The organism is Micromonospora sp. NPDC005203 (assembly GCF_042872705.1).
GTDB lineage: Bacteria > Actinomycetota > Actinomycetes > Mycobacteriales > Micromonosporaceae > Micromonospora.
In genome coordinates this window covers 697310-715782 of record NZ_JBIAKV010000002.1, presented here as the reverse complement: position 1 = coordinate 715782, position 18473 = coordinate 697310, and the positions used below count along the sequence as shown (strand labels likewise).

Annotated in this window: 24 protein-coding genes and 1 pseudogene; 17 read left to right on the top strand and 8 right to left on the bottom strand. The window is 69.9% G+C overall.

What is annotated here, in order from left to right:
- Positions 1-199 precede the first annotated feature (199 nt).
- Positions 200-640, bottom strand: a complete 441-nt coding sequence (locus tag ACFYPM_RS08645; protein ID WP_387192700.1) for a (deoxy)nucleoside triphosphate pyrophosphohydrolase — start codon at positions 638-640, stop codon at positions 200-202.
- A gap of 183 nt (positions 641-823) precedes the next feature.
- Here ACFYPM_RS08645 and ACFYPM_RS08640 point away from each other — a divergent pair, with 183 nt between their 5' ends.
- From ACFYPM_RS08640 to ACFYPM_RS08620, 5 genes are all read left to right on the top strand, one after another.
- Positions 824-1132, top strand: coding sequence for a pterin dehydratase (locus ACFYPM_RS08640; protein ID WP_387192697.1), 309 nt, complete (start codon positions 824-826; stop codon positions 1130-1132).
- A gap of 51 nt (positions 1133-1183) precedes the next feature.
- The gene (locus ACFYPM_RS08635) at positions 1184-1546 is read left to right on the top strand and encodes a PH domain-containing protein (RefSeq protein ID WP_282256748.1); all 363 of its coding nucleotides are present in this window, start codon (positions 1184-1186) and stop codon (positions 1544-1546) included.
- 234 nt (positions 1547-1780) lie between these two features.
- Positions 1781-2512, top strand: a complete 732-nt coding sequence (locus ACFYPM_RS08630) for a class I SAM-dependent methyltransferase (RefSeq protein WP_387192693.1) — start codon at positions 1781-1783, stop codon at positions 2510-2512.
- Positions 2513-2625: 113 nt separating this feature from the next.
- Positions 2626-2826: a hypothetical protein gene (locus tag ACFYPM_RS08625; protein ID WP_387192690.1), complete on the top strand. Its 201-nt coding sequence runs from the start codon at positions 2626-2628 to the stop codon at positions 2824-2826.
- 76 nt (positions 2827-2902) lie between these two features.
- Entirely contained in the window at positions 2903-4174 is a 1272-nt protein-coding gene (locus ACFYPM_RS08620) for an MFS transporter (RefSeq protein ID WP_387192688.1), read from the top strand.
- Here ACFYPM_RS08620 and ACFYPM_RS08615 read toward each other — a convergent pair.
- On the bottom strand, positions 4158-4472 hold the full coding sequence (locus ACFYPM_RS08615) for an ArsR/SmtB family transcription factor (RefSeq protein ID WP_387193404.1): 315 nt from the start codon (positions 4470-4472) through the stop codon (positions 4158-4160). The genes ACFYPM_RS08620 and ACFYPM_RS08615 overlap by 17 nt on opposite strands.
- A gap of 172 nt (positions 4473-4644) precedes the next feature.
- Here ACFYPM_RS08615 and ACFYPM_RS08610 point away from each other — a divergent pair, with 172 nt between their 5' ends.
- Positions 4645-5019 carry a VOC family protein gene (locus ACFYPM_RS08610; RefSeq protein WP_387192685.1) on the top strand — a complete coding sequence of 125 codons (375 nt, stop codon included), beginning with the start codon at positions 4645-4647 and terminating at the stop codon, positions 5017-5019.
- A 24-nt stretch (positions 5020-5043) separates the two neighbouring features.
- Here ACFYPM_RS08610 and ACFYPM_RS08605 read toward each other — a convergent pair whose 3' ends face one another.
- Positions 5044-6234 carry a helix-turn-helix domain-containing protein gene (locus ACFYPM_RS08605; RefSeq protein ID WP_387192682.1) on the bottom strand — a complete coding sequence of 397 codons (1191 nt, stop codon included), beginning with the start codon at positions 6232-6234 and terminating at the stop codon, positions 5044-5046.
- Positions 6224-6385: a hypothetical protein gene (locus tag ACFYPM_RS08600; RefSeq protein WP_387192679.1), complete on the bottom strand. Its 162-nt coding sequence runs from the start codon at positions 6383-6385 to the stop codon at positions 6224-6226. Before ACFYPM_RS08600 ends, ACFYPM_RS08605 begins: the two co-directional genes overlap by 11 nt.
- A 112-nt stretch (positions 6386-6497) precedes the next feature.
- On the opposite strand from ACFYPM_RS08600, the gene ACFYPM_RS08595 reads away from it, so the two are divergent.
- The 6 genes from ACFYPM_RS08595 (at position 6498) to ACFYPM_RS08570 (ending at position 11654) form a co-directional block, all read left to right on the top strand.
- A complete protein-coding gene (locus tag ACFYPM_RS08595; RefSeq protein WP_387192676.1) occupies positions 6498-7577 on the top strand; it encodes a helix-turn-helix domain-containing protein in 1080 nt (359 codons plus the stop codon).
- 55 nt (positions 7578-7632) lie between these two features.
- Positions 7633-8439 carry a hypothetical protein gene (locus ACFYPM_RS08590; RefSeq protein WP_387192673.1) on the top strand — a complete coding sequence of 269 codons (807 nt, stop codon included), beginning with the start codon at positions 7633-7635 and terminating at the stop codon, positions 8437-8439.
- A gap of 107 nt (positions 8440-8546) precedes the next feature.
- Positions 8547-9203, top strand: coding sequence for a phosphotransferase (locus ACFYPM_RS08585; RefSeq protein WP_387192670.1), 657 nt, complete (start codon positions 8547-8549; stop codon positions 9201-9203).
- Positions 9204-9369: 166 nt separating this feature from the next.
- Entirely contained in the window at positions 9370-9711 is a 342-nt protein-coding gene (locus ACFYPM_RS08580) for a hypothetical protein (RefSeq protein ID WP_387192667.1), read from the top strand.
- A 351-nt stretch (positions 9712-10062) separates the two neighbouring features.
- The gene (locus ACFYPM_RS08575; protein ID WP_387192664.1) at positions 10063-10647 is read left to right on the top strand and encodes a PadR family transcriptional regulator; all 585 of its coding nucleotides are present in this window, start codon (positions 10063-10065) and stop codon (positions 10645-10647) included.
- Positions 10644-11654: a hypothetical protein gene (locus ACFYPM_RS08570; RefSeq protein ID WP_387192661.1), complete on the top strand. Its 1011-nt coding sequence runs from the start codon at positions 10644-10646 to the stop codon at positions 11652-11654. Before ACFYPM_RS08575 ends, ACFYPM_RS08570 begins: the two co-directional genes overlap by 4 nt.
- A gap of 62 nt (positions 11655-11716) precedes the next feature.
- Here ACFYPM_RS08570 and ACFYPM_RS08565 read toward each other — a convergent pair whose 3' ends face one another.
- Positions 11717-11911 carry a hypothetical protein gene (locus ACFYPM_RS08565; RefSeq protein WP_387192658.1) on the bottom strand — a complete coding sequence of 65 codons (195 nt, stop codon included), beginning with the start codon at positions 11909-11911 and terminating at the stop codon, positions 11717-11719.
- Positions 11912-11965: 54 nt separating this feature from the next.
- On the opposite strand from ACFYPM_RS08565, the pseudogene ACFYPM_RS08560 reads away from it, so the two are divergent.
- Positions 11966-12463, top strand: a pseudogene (locus ACFYPM_RS08560) (nucleoside monophosphate kinase); the annotation flags it as partial.
- Between the two features lie 53 nt (positions 12464-12516).
- On the opposite strand, the gene ychF reads toward ACFYPM_RS08560, so the two are convergent.
- Positions 12517-13602, bottom strand: a complete 1086-nt coding sequence (ychF, locus tag ACFYPM_RS08555) for a redox-regulated ATPase YchF (protein WP_387192655.1) — start codon at positions 13600-13602, stop codon at positions 12517-12519.
- A 97-nt stretch (positions 13603-13699) separates the two neighbouring features.
- Between ychF and ACFYPM_RS08550 the strand changes: the two genes are divergently transcribed.
- Positions 13700-14269: an exonuclease gene (locus tag ACFYPM_RS08550; RefSeq protein WP_387192652.1), complete on the top strand. Its 570-nt coding sequence runs from the start codon at positions 13700-13702 to the stop codon at positions 14267-14269.
- A 36-nt stretch (positions 14270-14305) separates the two neighbouring features.
- Here the strand turns inward: ACFYPM_RS08550 and ACFYPM_RS08545 are convergent, their stop codons facing one another.
- Positions 14306-15040 carry a Type 1 glutamine amidotransferase-like domain-containing protein gene (locus ACFYPM_RS08545; protein WP_387192649.1) on the bottom strand — a complete coding sequence of 245 codons (735 nt, stop codon included), beginning with the start codon at positions 15038-15040 and terminating at the stop codon, positions 14306-14308.
- A 135-nt stretch (positions 15041-15175) separates the two neighbouring features.
- On the bottom strand, positions 15176-15667 hold the full coding sequence (locus tag ACFYPM_RS08540) for a hypothetical protein (RefSeq protein ID WP_387192646.1): 492 nt from the start codon (positions 15665-15667) through the stop codon (positions 15176-15178).
- A 141-nt stretch (positions 15668-15808) separates the two neighbouring features.
- Between ACFYPM_RS08540 and ACFYPM_RS08535 the strand changes: the two genes are divergently transcribed.
- From ACFYPM_RS08535 to ACFYPM_RS08525, 3 genes are all read left to right on the top strand, one after another.
- Complete coding sequence (locus tag ACFYPM_RS08535) at positions 15809-16318, top strand: SigE family RNA polymerase sigma factor (protein WP_387192643.1); 510 nt, start codon at positions 15809-15811, stop codon at positions 16316-16318.
- Entirely contained in the window at positions 16315-16824 is a 510-nt protein-coding gene (locus ACFYPM_RS08530; protein ID WP_387192640.1) for a hypothetical protein, read from the top strand. The genes ACFYPM_RS08535 and ACFYPM_RS08530 overlap by 4 nt, the downstream gene beginning before the upstream one ends.
- A 231-nt stretch (positions 16825-17055) precedes the next feature.
- Complete coding sequence (locus ACFYPM_RS08525; RefSeq protein ID WP_387192637.1) at positions 17056-18435, top strand: FAD-binding oxidoreductase; 1380 nt, start codon at positions 17056-17058, stop codon at positions 18433-18435.
- Positions 18436-18473 lie beyond the last annotated feature (38 nt).

Genomic DNA, 18473 nt, shown 5'->3' with positions numbered 1-18473 from the left:
AACCGAAACGAAGACGGGGGCCGTGGCGATCGCCACGGCCCCCGTCCCTGTCCCCACCCACCCCTGCTCCCACCCCGCCCTCCCGCCCGCTCCGGTGATCAAGAGGTTTGCGTCACGACACGCCGCGCCGCATGACGCCAACCTCTTGATCACCGGCGGGAGGGGGTGGGGCGGGAGGGCGGGAGGGGGCGGGGCGGGTTTAGGGGGTTCTGAGGAGGGGGCGGAGGGCGGCCACGATGGGTGCGTCGGCGGGGAGCCAGGTGACCGAGTCCAACTCGTTGGCCGAGAGCCACCGCAGCGCCTCGTGTTCCAGTGCCTGGGGCTCGTCGCCGTGGAGCAGGCGGGCGGCGTAAACCTTGAGCACGGAACGGCCGTGCGCCATCCGTACGTTGCGGCCGACCCGATCGCGAACCTCGACGCGTACGGCCAACTCCTCGGCGCACTCCCGGATCAGCGCGTCGGTCTCGGTCTCCCCCGGCTCGACCTTGCCGCCGGGAAACTCCCACATTCCGGCCACCTCCGGCGGGGCGGCACGCGCGCACGCGAGCACCCGCCCGTCCCGGATGATCGCCGCACCGACGATCACCTTCAGGTCCCGTCGTTCGGTCTGTCCGTCGCCATTCGCCCGTTCGGTCCGCACGGGCGTCCAGGGTGCCAGATCAATCGGCGGTTTGGGTACCGTAGCCGTCCGCTAGGCCAACAGAACACGGAAGTGTGGGCGTGGACACCCCTTCCGAGCGACGACAAACTAGAGGACACCGACAAGACACGGGATGGCGACGATTTGGCCACGAGCCGACAACGGCGCATGGGGGGTGCGGTGATGCGCGTGCTGTTCAACAGCAGGGCCAAGCAGGACTACCTCTCCGACGCGTTGACCCTGTTAGCTGGTTGGACGCGCGAGGGCGAGCAGATCCGACGGACGCTCGCGATCGACGATACCCAACACGCCGCCCTGACTGAACGGGTCAAGGTCGTCGCTGACGCGCTGCACCTGCGCCCCGAGATCAGCCGCCTGCCCGACTGCACCCAGATCCGGGTCGGGCACGGAAACGGCGAGCCGTTGACCGAGGGTGAGGTCCTGTTGGCCGCCCGCATCGAGGACGCGTACCGGGCGGTCACCGAGTCCTGACGTCCGGCGGTGCCCGCGGCGGACTGGCGCCGGTTTTCTAGCCTTGGATCCATGGCGAACATCGCGTACGACCGCAAAGAGCAGGTCCAGCAGATCGAGAGCGGCCTCCTCGACGGCGAGCAGATCATCGCCGTCTACGACGCGGTCGGCACCGGCACCGGGTTCATCGGGCTGACGGACCGTCGCGTGATCATCCAGGACCGCTCGTTCGTCGGGAAGCGGTTCGCGATCACCAGCATCCCGTACTCGAAGATCACCAGCGTGAGTGTGGTCAGCAACAAGTCCTGGGGTGGCTCGTTCTTCTCCACCGGGTCGATCGCGATCCACGTGGGGACGCACACCTACGAGGTGGAGTTCCGGGGTGCGCAGAAGAGCCACCACGTGCACAACGTGATCCTGCACCACATCTCCTGACCGCCCGATCACTGCGGCCCGGCTCGGCGTATATGCCTTGCCGGGCCGCGGCCGTCTCTGGTCTGCTCGGTCCACAGCCGCGCGAAGGGAGCAGCCACCATGCCCGACACGACGAAGTCCCTCCGACCGAACGTCATCCGACCTGAGGAATCGAGGCTTCGTGAGCAGATCTGCTCCGACTCCGGTGGCGCGGGAGCGCGCCACTGACCCCCTGACCAACCGCGGAGGCCGCTGATGTCGGTCTTCGACGATCCCGGCCTCTTCGGCCGGCTGTGGGCCGCCGGCTACGACAGCCCCGGCAACCCCGACCCCGTGCCAGCGGTGGACTTCCTGGCTGATCTGGCCGACGGTGGGCCGGTTCTCGAGCTGGCGATCGGCACCGGCCGGGTCGCGCTGCCGCTGGCCGAGCGCGGTCTCGACGTGCACGGTGTCGAGGCGTCCGAGGAGATGCTGGCGCAGCTGCGGGCCAAGCCCGGCGGCGAGCGGATCCCCGTGGTCGTCGCCGACATGGCGGACGTACCGGTGACAGGTGAGTTCCGGCTCGCGTACCTGGTCTTCAACACACTGTTCAACCTGGTGGACGCCGAGCGGCAGGCGGACTGTTTCCGCAACGTCGCCCGGGTGCTGTCGCCGGGCGGGGCGTTCGTCATCGAGACGTTCGTGCCCGACCCGCGCGACTTCGACCGCCATGAGCAGGTGCAGGTCTGGGGCGTCACCGAGGACTCCGCGACGATAAGGCTGCATCGGTACGACCGACCGGCGCAGTCCTTCATCCGGCAGACCATCACCTTCGACGCCGACGGTGTGCACCTGTTGCCGTTCGCCATGCGGTACGCCTGGCCACACCAGATCGACGAGATGGCGCAGCAGGCGGGGCTCCGGCTCACCGAGCGGTACGCGGACTGGCACCGGCAGCCGTTCACCGCCGACAGCCCGTCGCACATCTCCGTCTACCGCGCGAAGTAACGGCGGTTGGTCGACTCCGGTTCCGGGAATCCGGGGTGTCGAGGTCTCCTTGACCCGCCGACTTCAAGGAACCGGAGTTGATCTCCGCCTCCCCCCGAAAGTGAGGTGTCGCCATGAGCAGACGAGCCATCCAGGCAGTCCTGGCCCTGTCGGTCGTCCTGATGGCCGCAGGCATCATCCTCAAGGTGACCGGGGACGGCGACGCCGACACGGTCGGCACGGTGGCGGTGGCGCTCGCCTCGGTGGGTTCGATCGTGGCGAGTGTCGGCTCGTCCTCCCGCGCTGCCCGCGAGAACGACGGCCCGGACCGGTAGGTCTTTCGCCCTCGGCTGATTCTGCTGTGGGCAGTCTTTGTTGGTCCGCAGGGCCAGCGCCGGGTCTGCTGGCCAGATGACAGCCCGTTCTCCACGCAGCTCGCCCTACTGGCCGGTGGTCAGTCACCCGCAACTCCGGCGCGTCCTACCCGGGCTCGCCGTGTCCGCGTTGGGCGACGGCATGGCGGTGGTCGCGGTGCCCTGGCTCGCCAGGGACCTCGCCCCGCCGGGCCAGCACGGCACCTGGATCGCGCTGGCCATGGCCGCGTACACCGTGCCGAGCGCGGTCGGGACCGTCGTCTTCGGCCGGCTGCTGCGCGGACGCGGCGGCGCCCAGCTCGCCGGGTGGGACGCGATCCTGCGGGCCAGCGCGCTCGCGGCGATCCCGCTCGCCCACCTCGCCGGCGTGCTCACCCTCGGGCTGTACGTGGTCCTGCTGGCCGCGTCGGCCCTGCTGCACTCGTGGGGCTCGGCCGGGCGCTTCACCCTGATCGCCGAACTGCTGCCGCAGCGCCACCACCTGCCCGCCAACGCGGTGCTCGGCACCATCGCCGGGTTCGCCACGATCGTCGGCCCACCACTGGCGGGCATCCTGATCGGTTGGGCGGGACCGGTGTGGGTCATCGCCATCGACGCCGCCACCTTCGCCGCGCTGGCCCTCACGTACCGCTTCGCCCTTCCCACCAACGACGGCGCCCAGCGGGCCGAGCGCGGCGCTTCGCGGACCGCCGGCCTCGCGGTCATCCGCCGCGACCCCGCCCTGCTGGGGCTCCTGGTGTTGAGCCTCGGGTTCTTCTTCCTCTTCGGACCGGTGTACGTGGCCATGCCGATCCACATCACCAACGACCTGCACGCCACCGCGACGCTGTTCGGCATCTACTACGCCGCCTTCGGCGTCGGCGGTCTCGTCGGCGGTCTGGTCGCCGGTAACCTTCGCCGCTGGCCGCTGCGGGTCACCACCATCGGCATCGTCGTCGGGTTCGGGATCGCCATGCTGCCTCTCGGTCTGGGCGCGCCGCTCGGCGTGTCGTTGCCGGCCTTCGCCCTGGCGGGCCTGATCTGGGCGCCGTACACGTCCATCTCGATGGCGCTGTTCCAGCGCAGCACATCGACCGAGCAACTGCCGGCGGTGCTCGCCGCGAACGGCGCCGTCCTCGTGCTGGCGGTGCCGCTGGGCACCATGCTCGGCGGACCTCTGGTGGGTGCCCTCGGCGCGCGCCCGACGCTGCTGCTCTGCGCCGTGGCGATCGTGGCCCTCGGCCTGACCGCCGGAGGGTTCGCGCTCTCCCGGCGGAGCGCGCGAACCCCCGGCGGGCCGACCGTCACCGAGGTCAGTGCCCGGCGCTGATCTGCACGTCGTCCGACGCCGGCCGGCCGGCAACGCCCCCGGGAGATGCCACCGCCTGGTAGAGGTCGTCGAGCGGGGCGACGACGCCGACCTGGTGCAGGATGTTGACCATTGTCATTCCCGTTCGTCGTGGTGGCGGTCGCGCTCGATCGTCTCGGCGATCCGCTGCCAGGTGCTTCGCGACGGCCTGCCTGGTGACGGGTAGCCGCCGGCTCAGCGACGTCGCGGTGCCCGGCCCGTCGGAGAGCAGAAGATCGATCATCGTACGACGGGTGGGGTCACCGATCGCCGACCACATCTCGTCGTCGACAGCGGTGCTCACGGCGTGGCGACCAGCCGTGCGACGTACCCGCCCAGCCTGGGCAGGTAGTGGTCCCAACCGTTCTCGGACCTACGACACCTGTCACTTCACGCGCAACCTTTCGTGGCATGTCGCGGTCTCGTCGTACCCGGGGCGCACAATGCCGTGCATGTCTGAGTCATCGCCGCACCGGCACCACGCCATCGACTACGTCGAGTTCACGGTGACCAACCTCGCCGAGGCCAAGCGCTTCTACGCCGACGCGTTCGGCTGGCAGTTCAACGACTACGGCCCCGGATACGCGGGCATCCGCAGCCCGCACGGCGACTCCGGCCCCGAGGTCGGCGGCCTGCGCCTGGACCAGGCCGTCCAGGCGGGAGGTCCGCTGGTGCTGCTCTACTCAGGCGACCTGGACCGATCCGTGCAGGCCGTGAAGGAGGCCGGCGGACAGGTGGTGAAGGGGCCGTACGAGTTTCCCGGGGGCCGCCGGTTCCACTTCACCGACCCCAGCGGCAACGAGCTGGGCGCCTGGGCCGAGCAGTAACCGTGTCCGGGTCCCGCACGCCGGTCAAACGACTCTGAGGTCACTGGCGAGGTGGGTGATCGTCGTCGGCGCGGCCGGGTCGCGGGCTACCTGCGCCACCACGTCCCGGGCCGCCGGTCGGTGCCGCACCTCTGCGGGCGCGATGCTGTCGGCCCGCACCAGGACCCGGGCCGCGTTGGCGGGGTCGTTGACCAGCAGGTAGGCGCGGGCCGCGTCGAGCAGGTGCGCGGCGCGGTGTTCGGCGGGCAACCACCGCCAGCCCTCCCGCCTGGTCGCCACCTCGTGCAACGCCACCGCGTCGGGCCCGTTGCCCAGCTCTACAGCAGCGGCGACCCGGGCCAGCTCGACTGCCGTCGGTCCGAACGCGGTCCGGTGGTGGTCGCACCCATCGCCCACCTGAGCAGCCATCTCGGCCGCCTCGTCCAGCAGCTCGGCGGCGGCCCGGTCGTCGCCGGACCTCGCGGCCATCAACGCCGCCTGGATCAACAGCGACCCACACAGCGACAACTCCTGCGGCGTGCCCTCCACACGATCATCAGGAGCGATCCGGTACGCGGCGGCCAGCAGCACCGACCGCGCCCGCCTCGATGCCCGCAGCACCTGGCCGAGCTGCACCGCCGCGGCGGCCACCAACACCCGTTCACCGGTCGCGGCGGCCATCGCCCGATCGGCGGCCAACCAACCGAGGCTCGCCTCGCCGAGCTTCACCAGCACCGACACCGTGACCCGGTACGCCTCCACCAACGCCGTCCGGCCAGCCTCCGGGTCCTGGACGTGCGCGCGCTGGACATCAACCAACAGCCTCGGCAACAGGTCGACCACCTGCGGATATCGCGCATGCTGAAACGTGGTCCAGGCGTGCCCCACCTGCCGCGCGAGACGATCAGCCGGCAGAACGTCACGGCCCGCCGCCGAAGGGCCAAGCGCCATCGCGTACGTCGACAGCGCGGCCCGAATCCGCGCGACGCCCTCGGCCCGCCCGGTCGCGTCGACCGGTTGGGCATCCCGCCCGAGCAGCGCTGCGGCATCGACCCGCAGGACGGCGGCGATGTCCCGGATCGTCGAGACCCGCTCCAGCGACCGCACCCCACGCTCCACCTTGTCGACCCAGCTCTTCGACTTTCCGAGCCGGTCAGCGAAGGTCTGCTGCGACAGCCTCCGCCGGACACGTAGGTAGGCGACCCGACGCCCGATCGGCAGGTGGTCACCGCTCACGACTCCACCGCCGATCCGGCACCGCCCGAGTTGTCTCCTCGACCGGTATCCGCTCGGCCTCGGCCTGGGCGAGCAGGCGCTCCTTCGCCGCCTCCCGCTCGGCCGCCTCCGCCTGCTCTCCACTGCCGTGCACTGGAACGTCGTCGCCCATCGCTACCTCCCGGTGTGCTTCCGCTTCTGCAACGCCTGGGATCTACTCTGGTGACCGCGCGACTACGCTCGGAAGCATCTCGATGCTTTCAGGACCTTTCACAGGGGATCCGATGGATGACCTCGGCGCTCAATTGAGGCACGCTCGTGTTGAGGCAGGCGTGACGCTGGCCTCCATCGCGGTCCGCACCTGCTACTCGGCCTCGCATCTGAGCAACGTCGAGGCAGGACGTCGAACCGCGACGCCAGACATCGTGCTCGCCTACGCGCGAGCGTTGGGAGAAGCGGACGTGAGACGCAGAGACCTGCTCGCCGCCGCCACCATTGGCCCGATCGCCGCCAACGACCTTATTCGCAATGGCTTCACCGCCGCACTCGCCGGCCACCGCGACAGCGCCGACCACTGGCGCGACCGCGCCGACCAGTACGGCCGTGACTACATGGAGATCGGCGCGGACGCCCTGCAAACCAGGCTCGCCAACGACCTTGTCGTCATGCAGCAGCAACTCGACAGTCCGACCATGTGGGCCACCGCAGCCCGTGCCCTGACCACCTACGGCAAGACGACCAAGGATCCCGCCGAGGCGATCCGCTGGTACGACACTGCCCGGATCGCCGCCGACCGCGGCGACGATCTCGCAGTCCGGATCTGGGTACGAGGGCGTGCCGCCATCGCCCTGGCCTACGAAGGTGCCGCGCTGCCCGTCGCCCAGCGGTATGCCGAGGAGGCGATCGCCCTGTCGGACCGCCCCTCGCTGGGTCGCCTCCAGGCTCTGATGGCCCGTGCGCACATTGCCGCCGGGCGAGGCGACGCGGCCGGAGCCATCGCCGCCGACGAGGAGGCACAACGTGTCTTCGACCGCAGCGCCTCAGCCGACAACGAGATCTCCGACGCGGCCGTACCGGCCTGGCGAATGGCCACCTTCCGTTCGATGCTCTACGCCCGACTCGGCATGGTTGGCCCCGGCGAGCAGGCCCAAACCGACGCGGACCGGCTCCGCCCAGCCGCGCTGACCCGCTTCGCTACCCACATCGAGCTGCACCGCGCGCTCATGATGACCAAAGCTGGCGATCGCTCGGGAGGGGTGCAATACGCACAACGCGCATGGGCAGCCTTGCCAGCAGACCGCCGCTCACAAACCCTCGGACTCGTCTTACGCGAAGTCGAGAGGGCGGCGCGGCACCGCCTCTGAACGATCCCGCGGCGGGCCACTCGCTGAAGATCACCTGCTGCGGCAGAGTGATCCCATGACCGGCAGAGGATTGACCGTCGACGGATCGATCGCGCGGGAAGGTGCGCTGAGTCGGGTCCCACCGGAATTCGCCGGTGTCGTCGACGCGGCACGCACCCGGATAGTCGAGTCTTTCGGCGGCGGCCGACTGCACAGCGCCTACCTCTACGGCAGCATCCCGCGTGGCACCGCCGTACCCGGAGTCTCTGATCTTGATCTGTTGCTCGCCCTGCACGCCGAGCCGACCGAGGCCGACCGGCGGGATGCCACGCGGATCGAGCAAGCCCTCGACCAGTCCTTCGACGAGGTCGACGGGGTGGGCATCCTGCTGTTCAGTGCACGCACCCTACTCAGCGAGCTGGAGCGCCACGATCTCGGTTTCTTCGTCGCGTGCCTGTGCACTCCCCTGCTGGGCGACGACCTCGCCGACCAACTCCCCGGCTACCGGCCCACTGCCCTGCTCGCCCGCGAGACGAACGGCGATCTGTCGATCGCGCTTCCGCACTGGCGGCGGCAAGCGGCCGAAGCGAGCACCGACAAGCACCGTAGGAGCCTCTGCCGACTCGTCGCTCGTCGCGTCGTCAGGACGGGATTCACGCTGGTCATGCCTCGCTGGGGTGGCTGGACAAGCGACCTCATCGAGTCCGCCGAGGCGTTCGGTCCCTACTACCCCGAACGCGCCGAGCAGATGCACTCAGCCGCCAGGATCGGGCGCGCGCCCTCGGCGGATCCGGCGGTACTACGCCACCTCATCGACGATCTGGGGCCATGGCTCGCGGTGGAGTACGCGGCCATTCATGGGGAGAAGGCGGTTCGTCCCTGACGGTGCACCACGCCTTTTCAACTGGTCGTCCATTCGGTGACCCTATGCGGCTGACACGCGCCCCCGACCTTATCGAAGGCGGATGACGCCTCGGTTACCGTCGGGCCGTGGTGGATCCGGTTCCGCTGGCGTCGGGGCGAGATGCCGACGTCTTCGCCATCGACGACCGGCGCGTCCTGCGCCGCTACCGCAACGGTGGAGACGTGGCCGCCGAAGCGGCTGTCATGGCGTACGTGGGAGGTCTGGGTTTTCCGGTGCCCGCCGTGTACGAGGCGCGCGGGACCGATCTCGTCATGGAACGCCTGGACGGGGGCACCATGCTGTCGGCGCTCATCGCCGGTCAGCTCGATGCCCTGGCAGCGGCCGACTGTCTGGCGGATCTGCATCGCCGACTCCACGCGTTGCCGCCCCGGCTCGGCGAACGCGACGAGGACCGGATCCTGCACCTCGACCTGCACCCGGACAACGTCATGCTGACGTCACGGGGACCGGTCCTCATCGACTGGCGCAACGCCACCGAGGGGCCGCCAGACCTCGATCTCGCGCTCTCCGCCGTCATCATCGCCCAGGTGGCTGTCGATGGTGAGCATCCCCTGGCCCCGCCGGCCGCAACGCTGTTGGGTGCCTTCCTGGACCGCGTCGGCGGCAGCCTGCTGACCGTGCGGGACCGCGCCCTGGCGGTACGGCGGAACGATCCGGCACTGACCACACGTGAGCGGGAGCAGCTCGACGCCGCTGCCGCCCTGATCACGAGCCACTGGTAAGGCCTCAACGGACGTTGGTGGCGCTCGTGCTCGCGGTCGCGGCGGGCGTCTTTCGTGGCGGCACGTCCTGTGCCCTCTGTCTGCCCCGTAAAACCCTTGTCCAAGCACCGAATGACGCAGCTAGCATGCGGTCGAGGCAGGGCGAAGCGGGCTTGGGGGAACGGCAATGATGATCGTGGCCTTCGACGAAGATCGCGACTGGTACATCCAGGGATGGGTCTTCGACGAAATTGTCGGTTCCGTGCCCACCGGGATGCTTCGGGACGATGACGTGGACGAGCACCTGCGGCCGGGCCGAGCGATGGGGCTGCTCGATCTGCAGGCCAGGGAACCGGATCGAGCGCGGCGCATCATCACCGCTCTGAGTGCGGGTGTGGTCGGCCGAATGCGGACGCTCGACCAGAGCAACGACAAGTATGTCGAGTTCTACGAGGGCCTGCTGAGGACCGCTGCTGCCGCCGCCCGCGAGCTTCCCACCGGGCACAACGGCGCGCACTCGTCCTCCTGAACACCGCGCCATCGAGGTCGACGGGACACCGCGACTTCAGTGCAGCCGAGTGGATCATGTCGTCGAGGGTCCAACTGACGGCCAGCGCCTGGAGCAGCTACGCACATGCCGACTGGACCGCCCACCTCAACAGCCGACTGATCCTGCCGGCCATGGGTGGCCCCACCGTGACGGTTGCCGCTGGCTCCACCGCGACTGAGGCAGCGGAAGAGGGGACAGTCTGACTTGGCCCCACCTCATGGTCAGAATCTCAAGCGCGGCGTCACTCAGGGTAGTTGATAGACGCCGAGCGTCACCTCGGATGCGCGGCTCGATCTTGCACTTAGACGTATACGCCTATAGGTTGCCGGGGTGCCTCTGAATGCGTCACGGAACAGCCTGGTGTTGCCGATCCTCGGGCTCCTCGTCGAGCAGCCGGCGCATGGCTACGACATCACGACACGCCTACGCGAGCGATACGGACACCTATCGGTCACCCGCAGCACCGTCACGTCCCTGCTGAAGGCGCTCGAGAAGGCAGGCCTGGTCTCCTCCCGGCTCCCCGAGCGAGTAGGCAACCGGCCACCACGTACGGCCTACGAGTTGACCGCCGCAGGTCTCGCCGACTTCCGCCTCAAGGTCGAGGCTGGGGTGCGCGACACCCAAGCCGCGTCCGTGGACTTCGTCATGGCGGTCGCCTACGTCGGAGTTCTTCCGATCGACCGGGCGGCGTCCATCCTGCTTGGTCGAGCCGACCGGCTCGACCAGGAACTGGCTGTCCTTTCGGAGCTACCCGACGGCGACGTACTCGAAGTGCACATGCTCGAAGTTGCCTACTGGCGCACCATCGTCGCCGCCGATGCCACCTGGATCAGGACCCTGGTGCGCCGGATCCGGTCACAGGAGATTGGCTGGCCGACCCAGCAAACCGACGAAAACAGGAGGACAGAAGCGTGAAGTTCGGTATCTATCCGGGCGGACGGGCCGGTACCGTCTGCTCCCACCCACCCGATATCGCCGCGATCCGCCACCTCGTCGACGACCTCTCGGGCGGTCGCCCCTTCGTCATCCGCGAGTACGTGCACTTCCTCGGCGACGCGACGCCGCCGGACGTGGTCACCTCACTCGGCGCCGAACACGAACTCGCGCACCTCACGATGCCCGACGAGTGGTACGTCGAGGGAAACCGCGAGCTGGACCTCGTGGTCAGCTACATCCCCCGGGCCGCTGACGTCTCCGGATGGCTGACCTTCCTCGACACCGTCATCGACCGCTACGGTCACCTGACGCGGTACCTTCAGGTGACGCTTGAGCCGAACTTCCCCATCCCGCTCATCGACGGAAGTGCACCCGGCGTGCTCGAAGCCCTGACCCTCGGCATCCCACACGCACGCACGGCACTGGACCGGCAGGGTCTCCAGCACGTGCGAATCGGCTTCTCCGTCGCCGAACCACCCGAATGGTTGGGCGGCGACGACCAATTCTGGTCGTACCTTGCCGCAATCCCCTACCAGGACTTCGCGGCCCACGTCGACTACGTCGGCCTGGGCCTGTACCCCGACGCCTTCTCGCCCGTCGCCCCGCGGGGCAACCCGGGAGACACCGCATCCCTGACCACCCACGCCCTGCACCACTTGCGGGACGGGTCGCTGCCCCGCGCGCACATCCCGCCCACCACACCAATCCACATCGTGGAGAACGGCACCCCGAGCGGGTCACCGCGCACCGAGCAGGCACAGAGCGACTCACTGTCGGACATGCTCAGCGTCATCCTTGCCGAACAGGACTTGGTGAACATCACCCACTACGAACTGTTCAGCCTCAGAGACGCCGACAGCAGTTCCACGGAACCCACCGGGACACTGGGCATCGTCACCGACACCTATCGGCCCAAGCCCGCTCTCACCGTCTACCGCAACATCGTCCACGGCACTGGCCAGCCAGCCCTGACCAGACAACCCTGAGCGCGGCAGACCGAACCAGCGGCGGCACCGTCCGACACCTGCTCACTCGGCGTCCTGGGCTGTCAAGGTTGGTCGTCCGGGCGCTCCTCGATCCGGCTGCACATAACCTCGATGTCGCCAGACCGGATCATCTCGTCAACTGCCGCTGCCATGGCAGCAACACCGGGCTCGGGAACGATCACCTGATCCGAACACCAGAAGTAACGGCCACCACCGGCTTCTCCGCTGCTCGCGTGTCTCCGCAGGATCTCCTTCACTGCGTCAAGAGTGAAGAAGGTGGCGTACCGGTGACTGCCGTCCGCAAGATAGATGTGCGCATCAACGTTGTCGACCGTCTCGGAATCATCGCCGCCGCCGAGCATGAACTGCACGACAGCGGCGTCAGTCTCTATGACGTGTCCGTAGATGTCCTCCGTCACGCCGTGCATCTCGCGCACTCCGTCACCTACCATGACGCGCACTGTAGCTCCCAGTTCGACCCCGGAGCCCCACACTGCCGTGCGCCGGCTACTCGCATCTGGGGGCACGCATGCCTAACGTTGCTCTCATCGCCGGGCCGTTTGGTCGACCTGTCCTCCGCTGCGGCGGTCCTGGCTGAAGCGACCGGCCTCCAGGTCATCAGCCCAGGCAACGTCTGCCGTGAGCACGTGCAACTGCCTACGCCGCTGGGCGAACAGATGAAGCGGTACAGGCAAACCGGGCACCTTGTCCCGGATGAGCTGACCACGAAGGCCATCGCTGGTGCCCTGGCCGCCGTGGATGGCGGTTGGCTGCTGTGCAACTACCCGCGCAGGATCGATCAGGCGAAGTTGTTGGCGCAGAGCGGCCATGCACCCGACACAGCCACGAGAACAGCCTGGATTCAGACGTTGAAGCGGAACTCCACCACGTCGCCGTCCTGCATGACGTACTCCTTGCCCTCGATGCGGACCTTGCCCGCCGCCTTGGCCGACGCCATCGAACCGTGCTCGACCAGGTCGTGGTAGGAGACCACCTCGGCCTTGATGAAGCCGCGCTGGAAGTCGCTGTGGATGACACCCGCGGCCTCCGGCGCGGTGGCGCCGACCGAGACGGTCCAGGCGCGTGCTTCCTTGGGGCCGGCCGTGAGGTACGTCTGCAGGCCGAGCGTGCGGAAGCCGACCCGGACGAGCTGGTTGAGCCCGGGCTCGTTCTGCCCGATCGACTCCAGCAGCTCGCGGGCCTCCTCCTCGGGGAGGTCCACCAGCTCGGACTCGATCTTCGCGTCCATGAAGACGGCCTCGGCGGGGGCGACCAGGGCGCGCAGCTCGTCGAGGAACGCCTCGTTGGCCAGCTCGGCCTCGTCGACGTTGAAGACGTACAGGAAGGGCTTGGTGGTGAGCAGGTGCAGCTCGCGCAGGTGCTCCAGCTCGATCTTGGCGGCGGCGGCCCCGGAGTAGAGGGTGGTGCCGCCGTCGAGCACCTCGATCGCGGCCTTCGCGGCGGCGACCGCGGCCAAGCGGTCCTTGCGGAGCTTGGCCTCCTTCTCCAACCGGGGCAGCGCCTTGTCCAGGGTCTGCAGGTCGGCGAGGATCAGCTCGGTGTTGATCGTCTCGATGTCGTCGGCCGGGGAGATCTTGCCATCGACGTGCACCACGTTCGGGTCGGAGAAGGCCCGGACCACCTGGCAGATCGCCGAGGCGTCACGGATGTTCGCCAGGAAGGCGTTGCCCCGGCCCTGCCCCTTCGAGGCACCGCGGACCAGGCCGGCGATGTCGACGAACGACACCGGAGCCGGCAGCACCTTCTGCGAGGAGAAGATCTCGGCCAGCTTGCCCAGCCGCTCGTCCGGAAGCCCGACCACGCCGACGTTGGGCTCGATGGTGGCGAACGGATAGTTCGCCGCCAGCACGTCGTTCTTGGTCAACGCGTTGAAAAGCGTGCTCTTGCCGACGTTGGGCAGGCCGACGATGCCGATGGAGAGACTCACGACCACCCAGCTTACGCGGCGAACGGTTTATGTCGGCGACGGGACCCGGTACGCGTTGCTACCGTGCCGAGTTCGATCACTCGCTGCTGGAGGTGGGATGAATTCGACGTTGCCCGAGCTGTACGTCGCCGTCGATGTGGAGGCGGACGGTCCCATCCCCGGGCCGTACAGCATGATCTCGCTGGGAATGGCCGTGGCCGGCCACCCGGAGTTGTCCTTCTACACCGAGTTGCGCCCCATCTCCGACGACTTCGTGCCGGCGGCACTTGCCGTCTCCGGCCTGGACCGGGACCGCCTGCTGCGGGAGGCGCCCACCGCGCCGGAGGCGATGTCCGCCGCGGCGGCCTGGGTCAACGGGCTGCGCCGGATCGGCCGTCCGGTCTTCCTCGCCGCCCCCGCCGTCTGGGACGGCATGTTCGTGCACTGGTACTTCGTCCGCTTCGTCGGCCACAGCCCGTTCGGTGCCACCGGCTCGGGTGTCGATCTGCGCAGCTACTGGATGGGGGTGACCGGCAGCGAGTGGGTCCAGACCCGCAAGGGCAAGATCAAGCACGAGCTGGGCCTGCACGACGTGCCGCACACCCACCACGCCGGGGAGGACGCCGCCGAACTGGCGCAGGTCTTCGACGCGGTGCTCCGCCGCCGCCAGTCCGGCGAGCAGGCGTGACAGGCGCCGGCGAGCAGGCGTGACAGGCGCCGGCGTTCAGCCGAGCAGGCGCGGGGCGATGACCGCCTCCCGGACGCTGCCGTCCGCGCCCCGGCTGACCTCGTACGCCGAGACGCCCTCGCGGTCCGCGATCGCCTCGACCAGTTGGGTGCCCCGGTAGACCAGGCCGACCCCGTCGTCGGTGCAGTGGCTGGTCGGCAGCGTCCCGTTGCCGACCAGTTCGTGCATGAGCGGGCGTCGCTGTCCCTCGCTGTCGTAGTGCACCCCGTTGCCGTACGGCAGCCAGGCCAGGCCGTCGGTGAAGCCGCGCAGCCGGGGGCCGAAGCTGTCGGTGGCACCGCCGACATGCCAGCAGATCGAGCCCGCGGACACCCCGGCCAGCACCACGCCGGCCTGCCAGCACTCGTGCAGGATCTCGTCGAGCCCGTGCACCCGCCACACGGCGACCAGGTTGGCCACGCTGCCACCGTCGACCCAGATCACGTCCTGGGCGAGCAGGTGGGCGCGGATGTCCTCGACGTTCGGCATGGGGAACAGGGTGAGGTGCGACAGCCGGAACCGGGTGTCGGCGAACGCGCCGTAGATGGCGCTCAGCACGGCGGGCTGGTCCCCGATGGCCTGACCGAGATAGCAGACCCGTGGCTGCGGGCCGGCCTCGGCCAGTTCGGCCGCCAACTCGAAGACCGGGCTGGGGCGCAGGTTGTAGGGGCCGCGGTCACCCCGGAAGAAGCCCATGCTGGTGGCGAGGATGGTAGGTGCGCTGGCGGGCATGGGGCGTCCTTCCGTCGGGGATGCGGCGTCCATCCTGCCGCAGCCGGCCGACCGCGGACCGCCTGCGGCGTCCATCCTGCCGCAGCCGGCCGACCGCGGACCGCCAACCCCGGTGCGGCCAGTCGGCCGAGGCGGTCAGTTGCCGTGGCGCTGCCGAGGAACCTTGACCTCGGGCAGATCGTCGAATGGCCGGCCGTCCGGGGGTAGTTGGGCCGCGGCGGCGCGGGGCAGGGTGAACCGGTCGGCGGCGGCCGGGCCGGCCGAGATCGACTCGCGCAGCATCCAGCGCACCTCGTCGGCCGTCCAGCCCAGCCCTGGCCGAGCGGCTATCTCGCGAACCAGCCGCCGGCCGACCCGGGTGTCGTCGTCGTAGAAGCGCATGCACCAGTGGTGCGTCCACATGCCGAGCGCCCGCAGGCCCGCGTCGTCCAGCGAGCCGACCAGCCGGCCGCAGGCGGTGTCGGTGAAGGCCTGCTCGGGGTCGGTCGCCCGGTCCCGGTCGATGGCGCCGCGGGCGGCGGGCGCGACGGCCCGCATCCGGCGGTAGAGGGACTGCGCCACCGCGCGGGGCAGCGGCGGGAATGTGTCAGGTGTCGACGCCGCCGCCCAACCCGCCACGCTCGTCATCCGTCGCACCCCTTCTTGAGTTGGTGGCCGGACGGTACCCGTCACGACCGACACTTCCGGGCCGGGAAAAACCCGTTGGATCGCGGATAGCGACGATGACCTGCGGCGTCTGTATCTGTGACAACGAAACGGGGGTGGTGGGTGGACGAGGACGAGCGGGCTCGGCTGGCCGAGTTCGTCGGCAGCCGGACGCCGGCGCTGATGCGGGTCGCGTACCTGCTGACCGGGGACCGCAACGCCGCCGAGGACCTGTTCCAGTCGGCACTGGCACGGACCATCCCGAAGTGGGGATCCATTCGGCACGCCGATCCCGAGGGGTACCTCCGTGTGGTGATGTACCGCGAGCAGATCAGCTGGTGGCGGCGACTGCGCCGATGGCGGGAGACGCCGCTCAACCCGGCGGACGAACCGGTCGGCGTCGATCCGAGCGACGGCTCCGACGTGCGGCTGGCCATGCGCGCCGCGCTGCGTCACCTGCCACCGGCACAGCGGGCGGTGGTGGTCCTGCGCTACTACGAGGATCTGCCCGAAGCCCGGGTGGCCGAGTTGCTCGGCTGCTCCGTGGGCACGGTACGCAGCCGTACCCACCGGGCTGTCACGCGCCTGCGCGAACTACTGCCGGCGGTCGAAATGCTGGAGGTGCGGCGATGACCGATCCCTTCGAGCACCTCATCCGCTCCACCCTTACCGACCTCGCCGAGGAGGCACCGATCGTGCATGACCAGTTGACCGGAGCGGAACGGCGGGTGCGCAACAGGCGCCGCGCCACGGTGACGATGGGGGCGGTCGGCACCCTCGCGGCGATCCTGATCGCCACTCCGCTCGCTCTCGCCTCGACCGGCTCGGACGAGGCGCCGCCCGCCGCCCCCAGCCCGGCGGGTCCAGCGGCCGTGCCCGGCCCACCCGCACCCGACCTCTCCGCGCCGACCGCGGTGCCGTCGGGCGTACCAAGCCCCGGCGGTGCGCACCAGGACCCGTGGAAGCGGCCGGACGCGCCCGGCAAACCCGGTGCGCCCGGTGATGGGACCGCTGCGCCCGGTGCGCCGGGAGTTCCGGGAGTTCCGGGAAAGCCCAGGGATCCCTTCAAGCGTGACCTGCCCGGCGTGCCTGGTGAGCCGGCACCGTTGACCGCACCCGGCGCGCCGGCCAGCCGATGAGCACACCGACCGCTTCGCGCTGAGCAGGACCGGTCAGGTCGGCGGCGTCCTCGCCCCGGCCTGACCGGAGATTCCGGTCACCTCCAGGCGGTCCTCCCCGCGCCAGCGAGCGCCGCGCGTCCCCGGGAACGGCAGGCGGTGGCCCACCGGGTTTGCCGAGGCCGGTGAGCCCGCCCATCCTTGGGCCATGACCGATCCCGGACATCCGACGTGCGGGCCGCAGGGGTGCCGATGAGCACCACCATGCCCCGGGTGCCCACCTCGCTGACCGGGCAGATCGTCACACCCGGCGACCGCCGGTACGCGCAGCTGCGCTCCACGTACACCACGACTGCCTCGCCGGCCGCGGTCCTGCTGCCGAAGACCACCACGCAGGCGATCGACGCGCTGCGCTACGCGCGGGAGCAGCGGCTGCCGATCGCCGTCCGCAGCGGCGGACACGGCTTCTCCGGGGCCTCCTCGAACAACGGTGGCGTGGTCATCGACCTGTCCCTGCTCAACCGGGTGCAGGTGCTCGACGAGCGGGCCGGGCTGGTCCGGGTCGAGGCCGGCGCACGCTGGGCGAACGTCGCGAAGGCGTTGGCGCCGTACGGCCTGGTCGTCAGCTCGGGTGACTACGGTGGCGTCGGTGTCGGCGGCCTGGCCACCGGCGGCGGCGTGGGCTGGCTGGTCCGCGCCCACGGTCTCACCCTCGACCGTGTCCGCGCGGTCGAGGTGGTGCTCGCCGACGGGACGCTGGTCCGCGCGGACGCCGCGCACGAGCCGGACCTGTTCTGGCTGGTTCGGGGCGCGGGAGCTGGTGCGGGGATCGTGGTGGCCTTCGAGATCGAGGCGGTCGAGCAGCGCAACGTCGGCGTGACGCAACTGGTCGTCGAGGCGCATCCGGACGGGCGCACCATCCGGGAGTGGACGGCCTACCTCACGCAGGCCCCACGGGAGTTGTCCGCGGCGGCCGTGGTGTACGCCGAGGGCCGCTCGACCCTCATGTCCATCACCGCCGTGGTGGCCGCCGAGAGCCTGCGCCGGGCCCGGCCCGCGGTGGAGCCGCTGCTCGCCATCGGCAAGGTGCTCGAACACCGCACCGACCTGCTGCCCTATCCGACCCTGGTGCCGACCGCGCACCTCAACCCCAACGTCGGGCAGCAGCGCGGCACGACCACGAACGGCCTGTTCACCGGGCTGGACGACGCGGGCGCGCGGGCCGTGCAACGGGCGGTGACCGGGCCGGGGCGAGCTGTGGTGCAGCTCCGCTCGCTGGGGGGCGCGGTCAACGACGTGGCACCCGACGCTACCGCGTACGCCCATCGCCACCAGGACACGCTCGTCGTCGCCTCGGTGTTCCCACCGCAGGGTGGGGCGGCGTTGGACGCCGCCTGGCGGGCCGTTGGAGCGCGGGCCGACGGCGCGTACGCCAACTTCGAGAGCCGACCGGACCCGGCCGCGTTCGCCCGGATCTACCCGGGCGAGACCGGGATCCGGGTACGACGGCTGTGGAAGCGGTACGACCCGGACGGCGTGTTCCGCTCGGCCCTGCTCACCGGTCAGCCCCACCGCGCCGCCCAGCCGAGCCGCGCCGCCCAGCCGCATCGGCGTCGCCGCCGCCCCCGTTGACGAGGTCCCTGCTCACCGACACGGCAAAGTCCGATTCC

Bases quoted from the DNA above. Each gene is read 5' to 3' on its own strand.
- ACFYPM_RS08640 (WP_387192697.1), top strand. From the start codon at position 824: ATGCGCGTGCTGTTCAACAGCAGGGCCAAGCAGGACTACCTCTCCGAC.
- ACFYPM_RS08635 (WP_282256748.1), top strand. From the start codon at position 1,184: ATGGCGAACATCGCGTACGACCGCAAAGAGCAGGTCCAGCAGATCGAG.
- ACFYPM_RS08630 (WP_387192693.1), top strand. From the start codon at position 1,781: ATGTCGGTCTTCGACGATCCCGGCCTCTTCGGCCGGCTGTGGGCCGCC.
- ACFYPM_RS08625 (WP_387192690.1), top strand. From the start codon at position 2,626: ATGAGCAGACGAGCCATCCAGGCAGTCCTGGCCCTGTCGGTCGTCCTG.
- ACFYPM_RS08620 (WP_387192688.1), top strand. From the start codon at position 2,903: ATGACAGCCCGTTCTCCACGCAGCTCGCCCTACTGGCCGGTGGTCAGT.
- ACFYPM_RS08615 (WP_387193404.1), bottom strand. From the start codon at position 4,472: ATGTGGTCGGCGATCGGTGACCCCACCCGTCGTACGATGATCGATCTT.
- ACFYPM_RS08610 (WP_387192685.1), top strand. From the start codon at position 4,645: ATGTCTGAGTCATCGCCGCACCGGCACCACGCCATCGACTACGTCGAG.
- ACFYPM_RS08600 (WP_387192679.1), bottom strand. From the start codon at position 6,385: ATGGGCGACGACGTTCCAGTGCACGGCAGTGGAGAGCAGGCGGAGGCG.
- ACFYPM_RS08595 (WP_387192676.1), top strand. From the start codon at position 6,498: ATGGATGACCTCGGCGCTCAATTGAGGCACGCTCGTGTTGAGGCAGGC.
- ACFYPM_RS08590 (WP_387192673.1), top strand. From the start codon at position 7,633: ATGACCGGCAGAGGATTGACCGTCGACGGATCGATCGCGCGGGAAGGT.
- ACFYPM_RS08580 (WP_387192667.1), top strand. From the start codon at position 9,370: ATGATGATCGTGGCCTTCGACGAAGATCGCGACTGGTACATCCAGGGA.
- ACFYPM_RS08550 (WP_387192652.1), top strand. From the start codon at position 13,700: ATGAATTCGACGTTGCCCGAGCTGTACGTCGCCGTCGATGTGGAGGCG.
- ACFYPM_RS08545 (WP_387192649.1), bottom strand. From the start codon at position 15,040: ATGCCCGCCAGCGCACCTACCATCCTCGCCACCAGCATGGGCTTCTTC.
- ACFYPM_RS08540 (WP_387192646.1), bottom strand. From the start codon at position 15,667: ATGACGAGCGTGGCGGGTTGGGCGGCGGCGTCGACACCTGACACATTC.
- ACFYPM_RS08530 (WP_387192640.1), top strand. From the start codon at position 16,315: ATGACCGATCCCTTCGAGCACCTCATCCGCTCCACCCTTACCGACCTC.
- ACFYPM_RS08525 (WP_387192637.1), top strand. From the start codon at position 17,056: ATGAGCACCACCATGCCCCGGGTGCCCACCTCGCTGACCGGGCAGATC.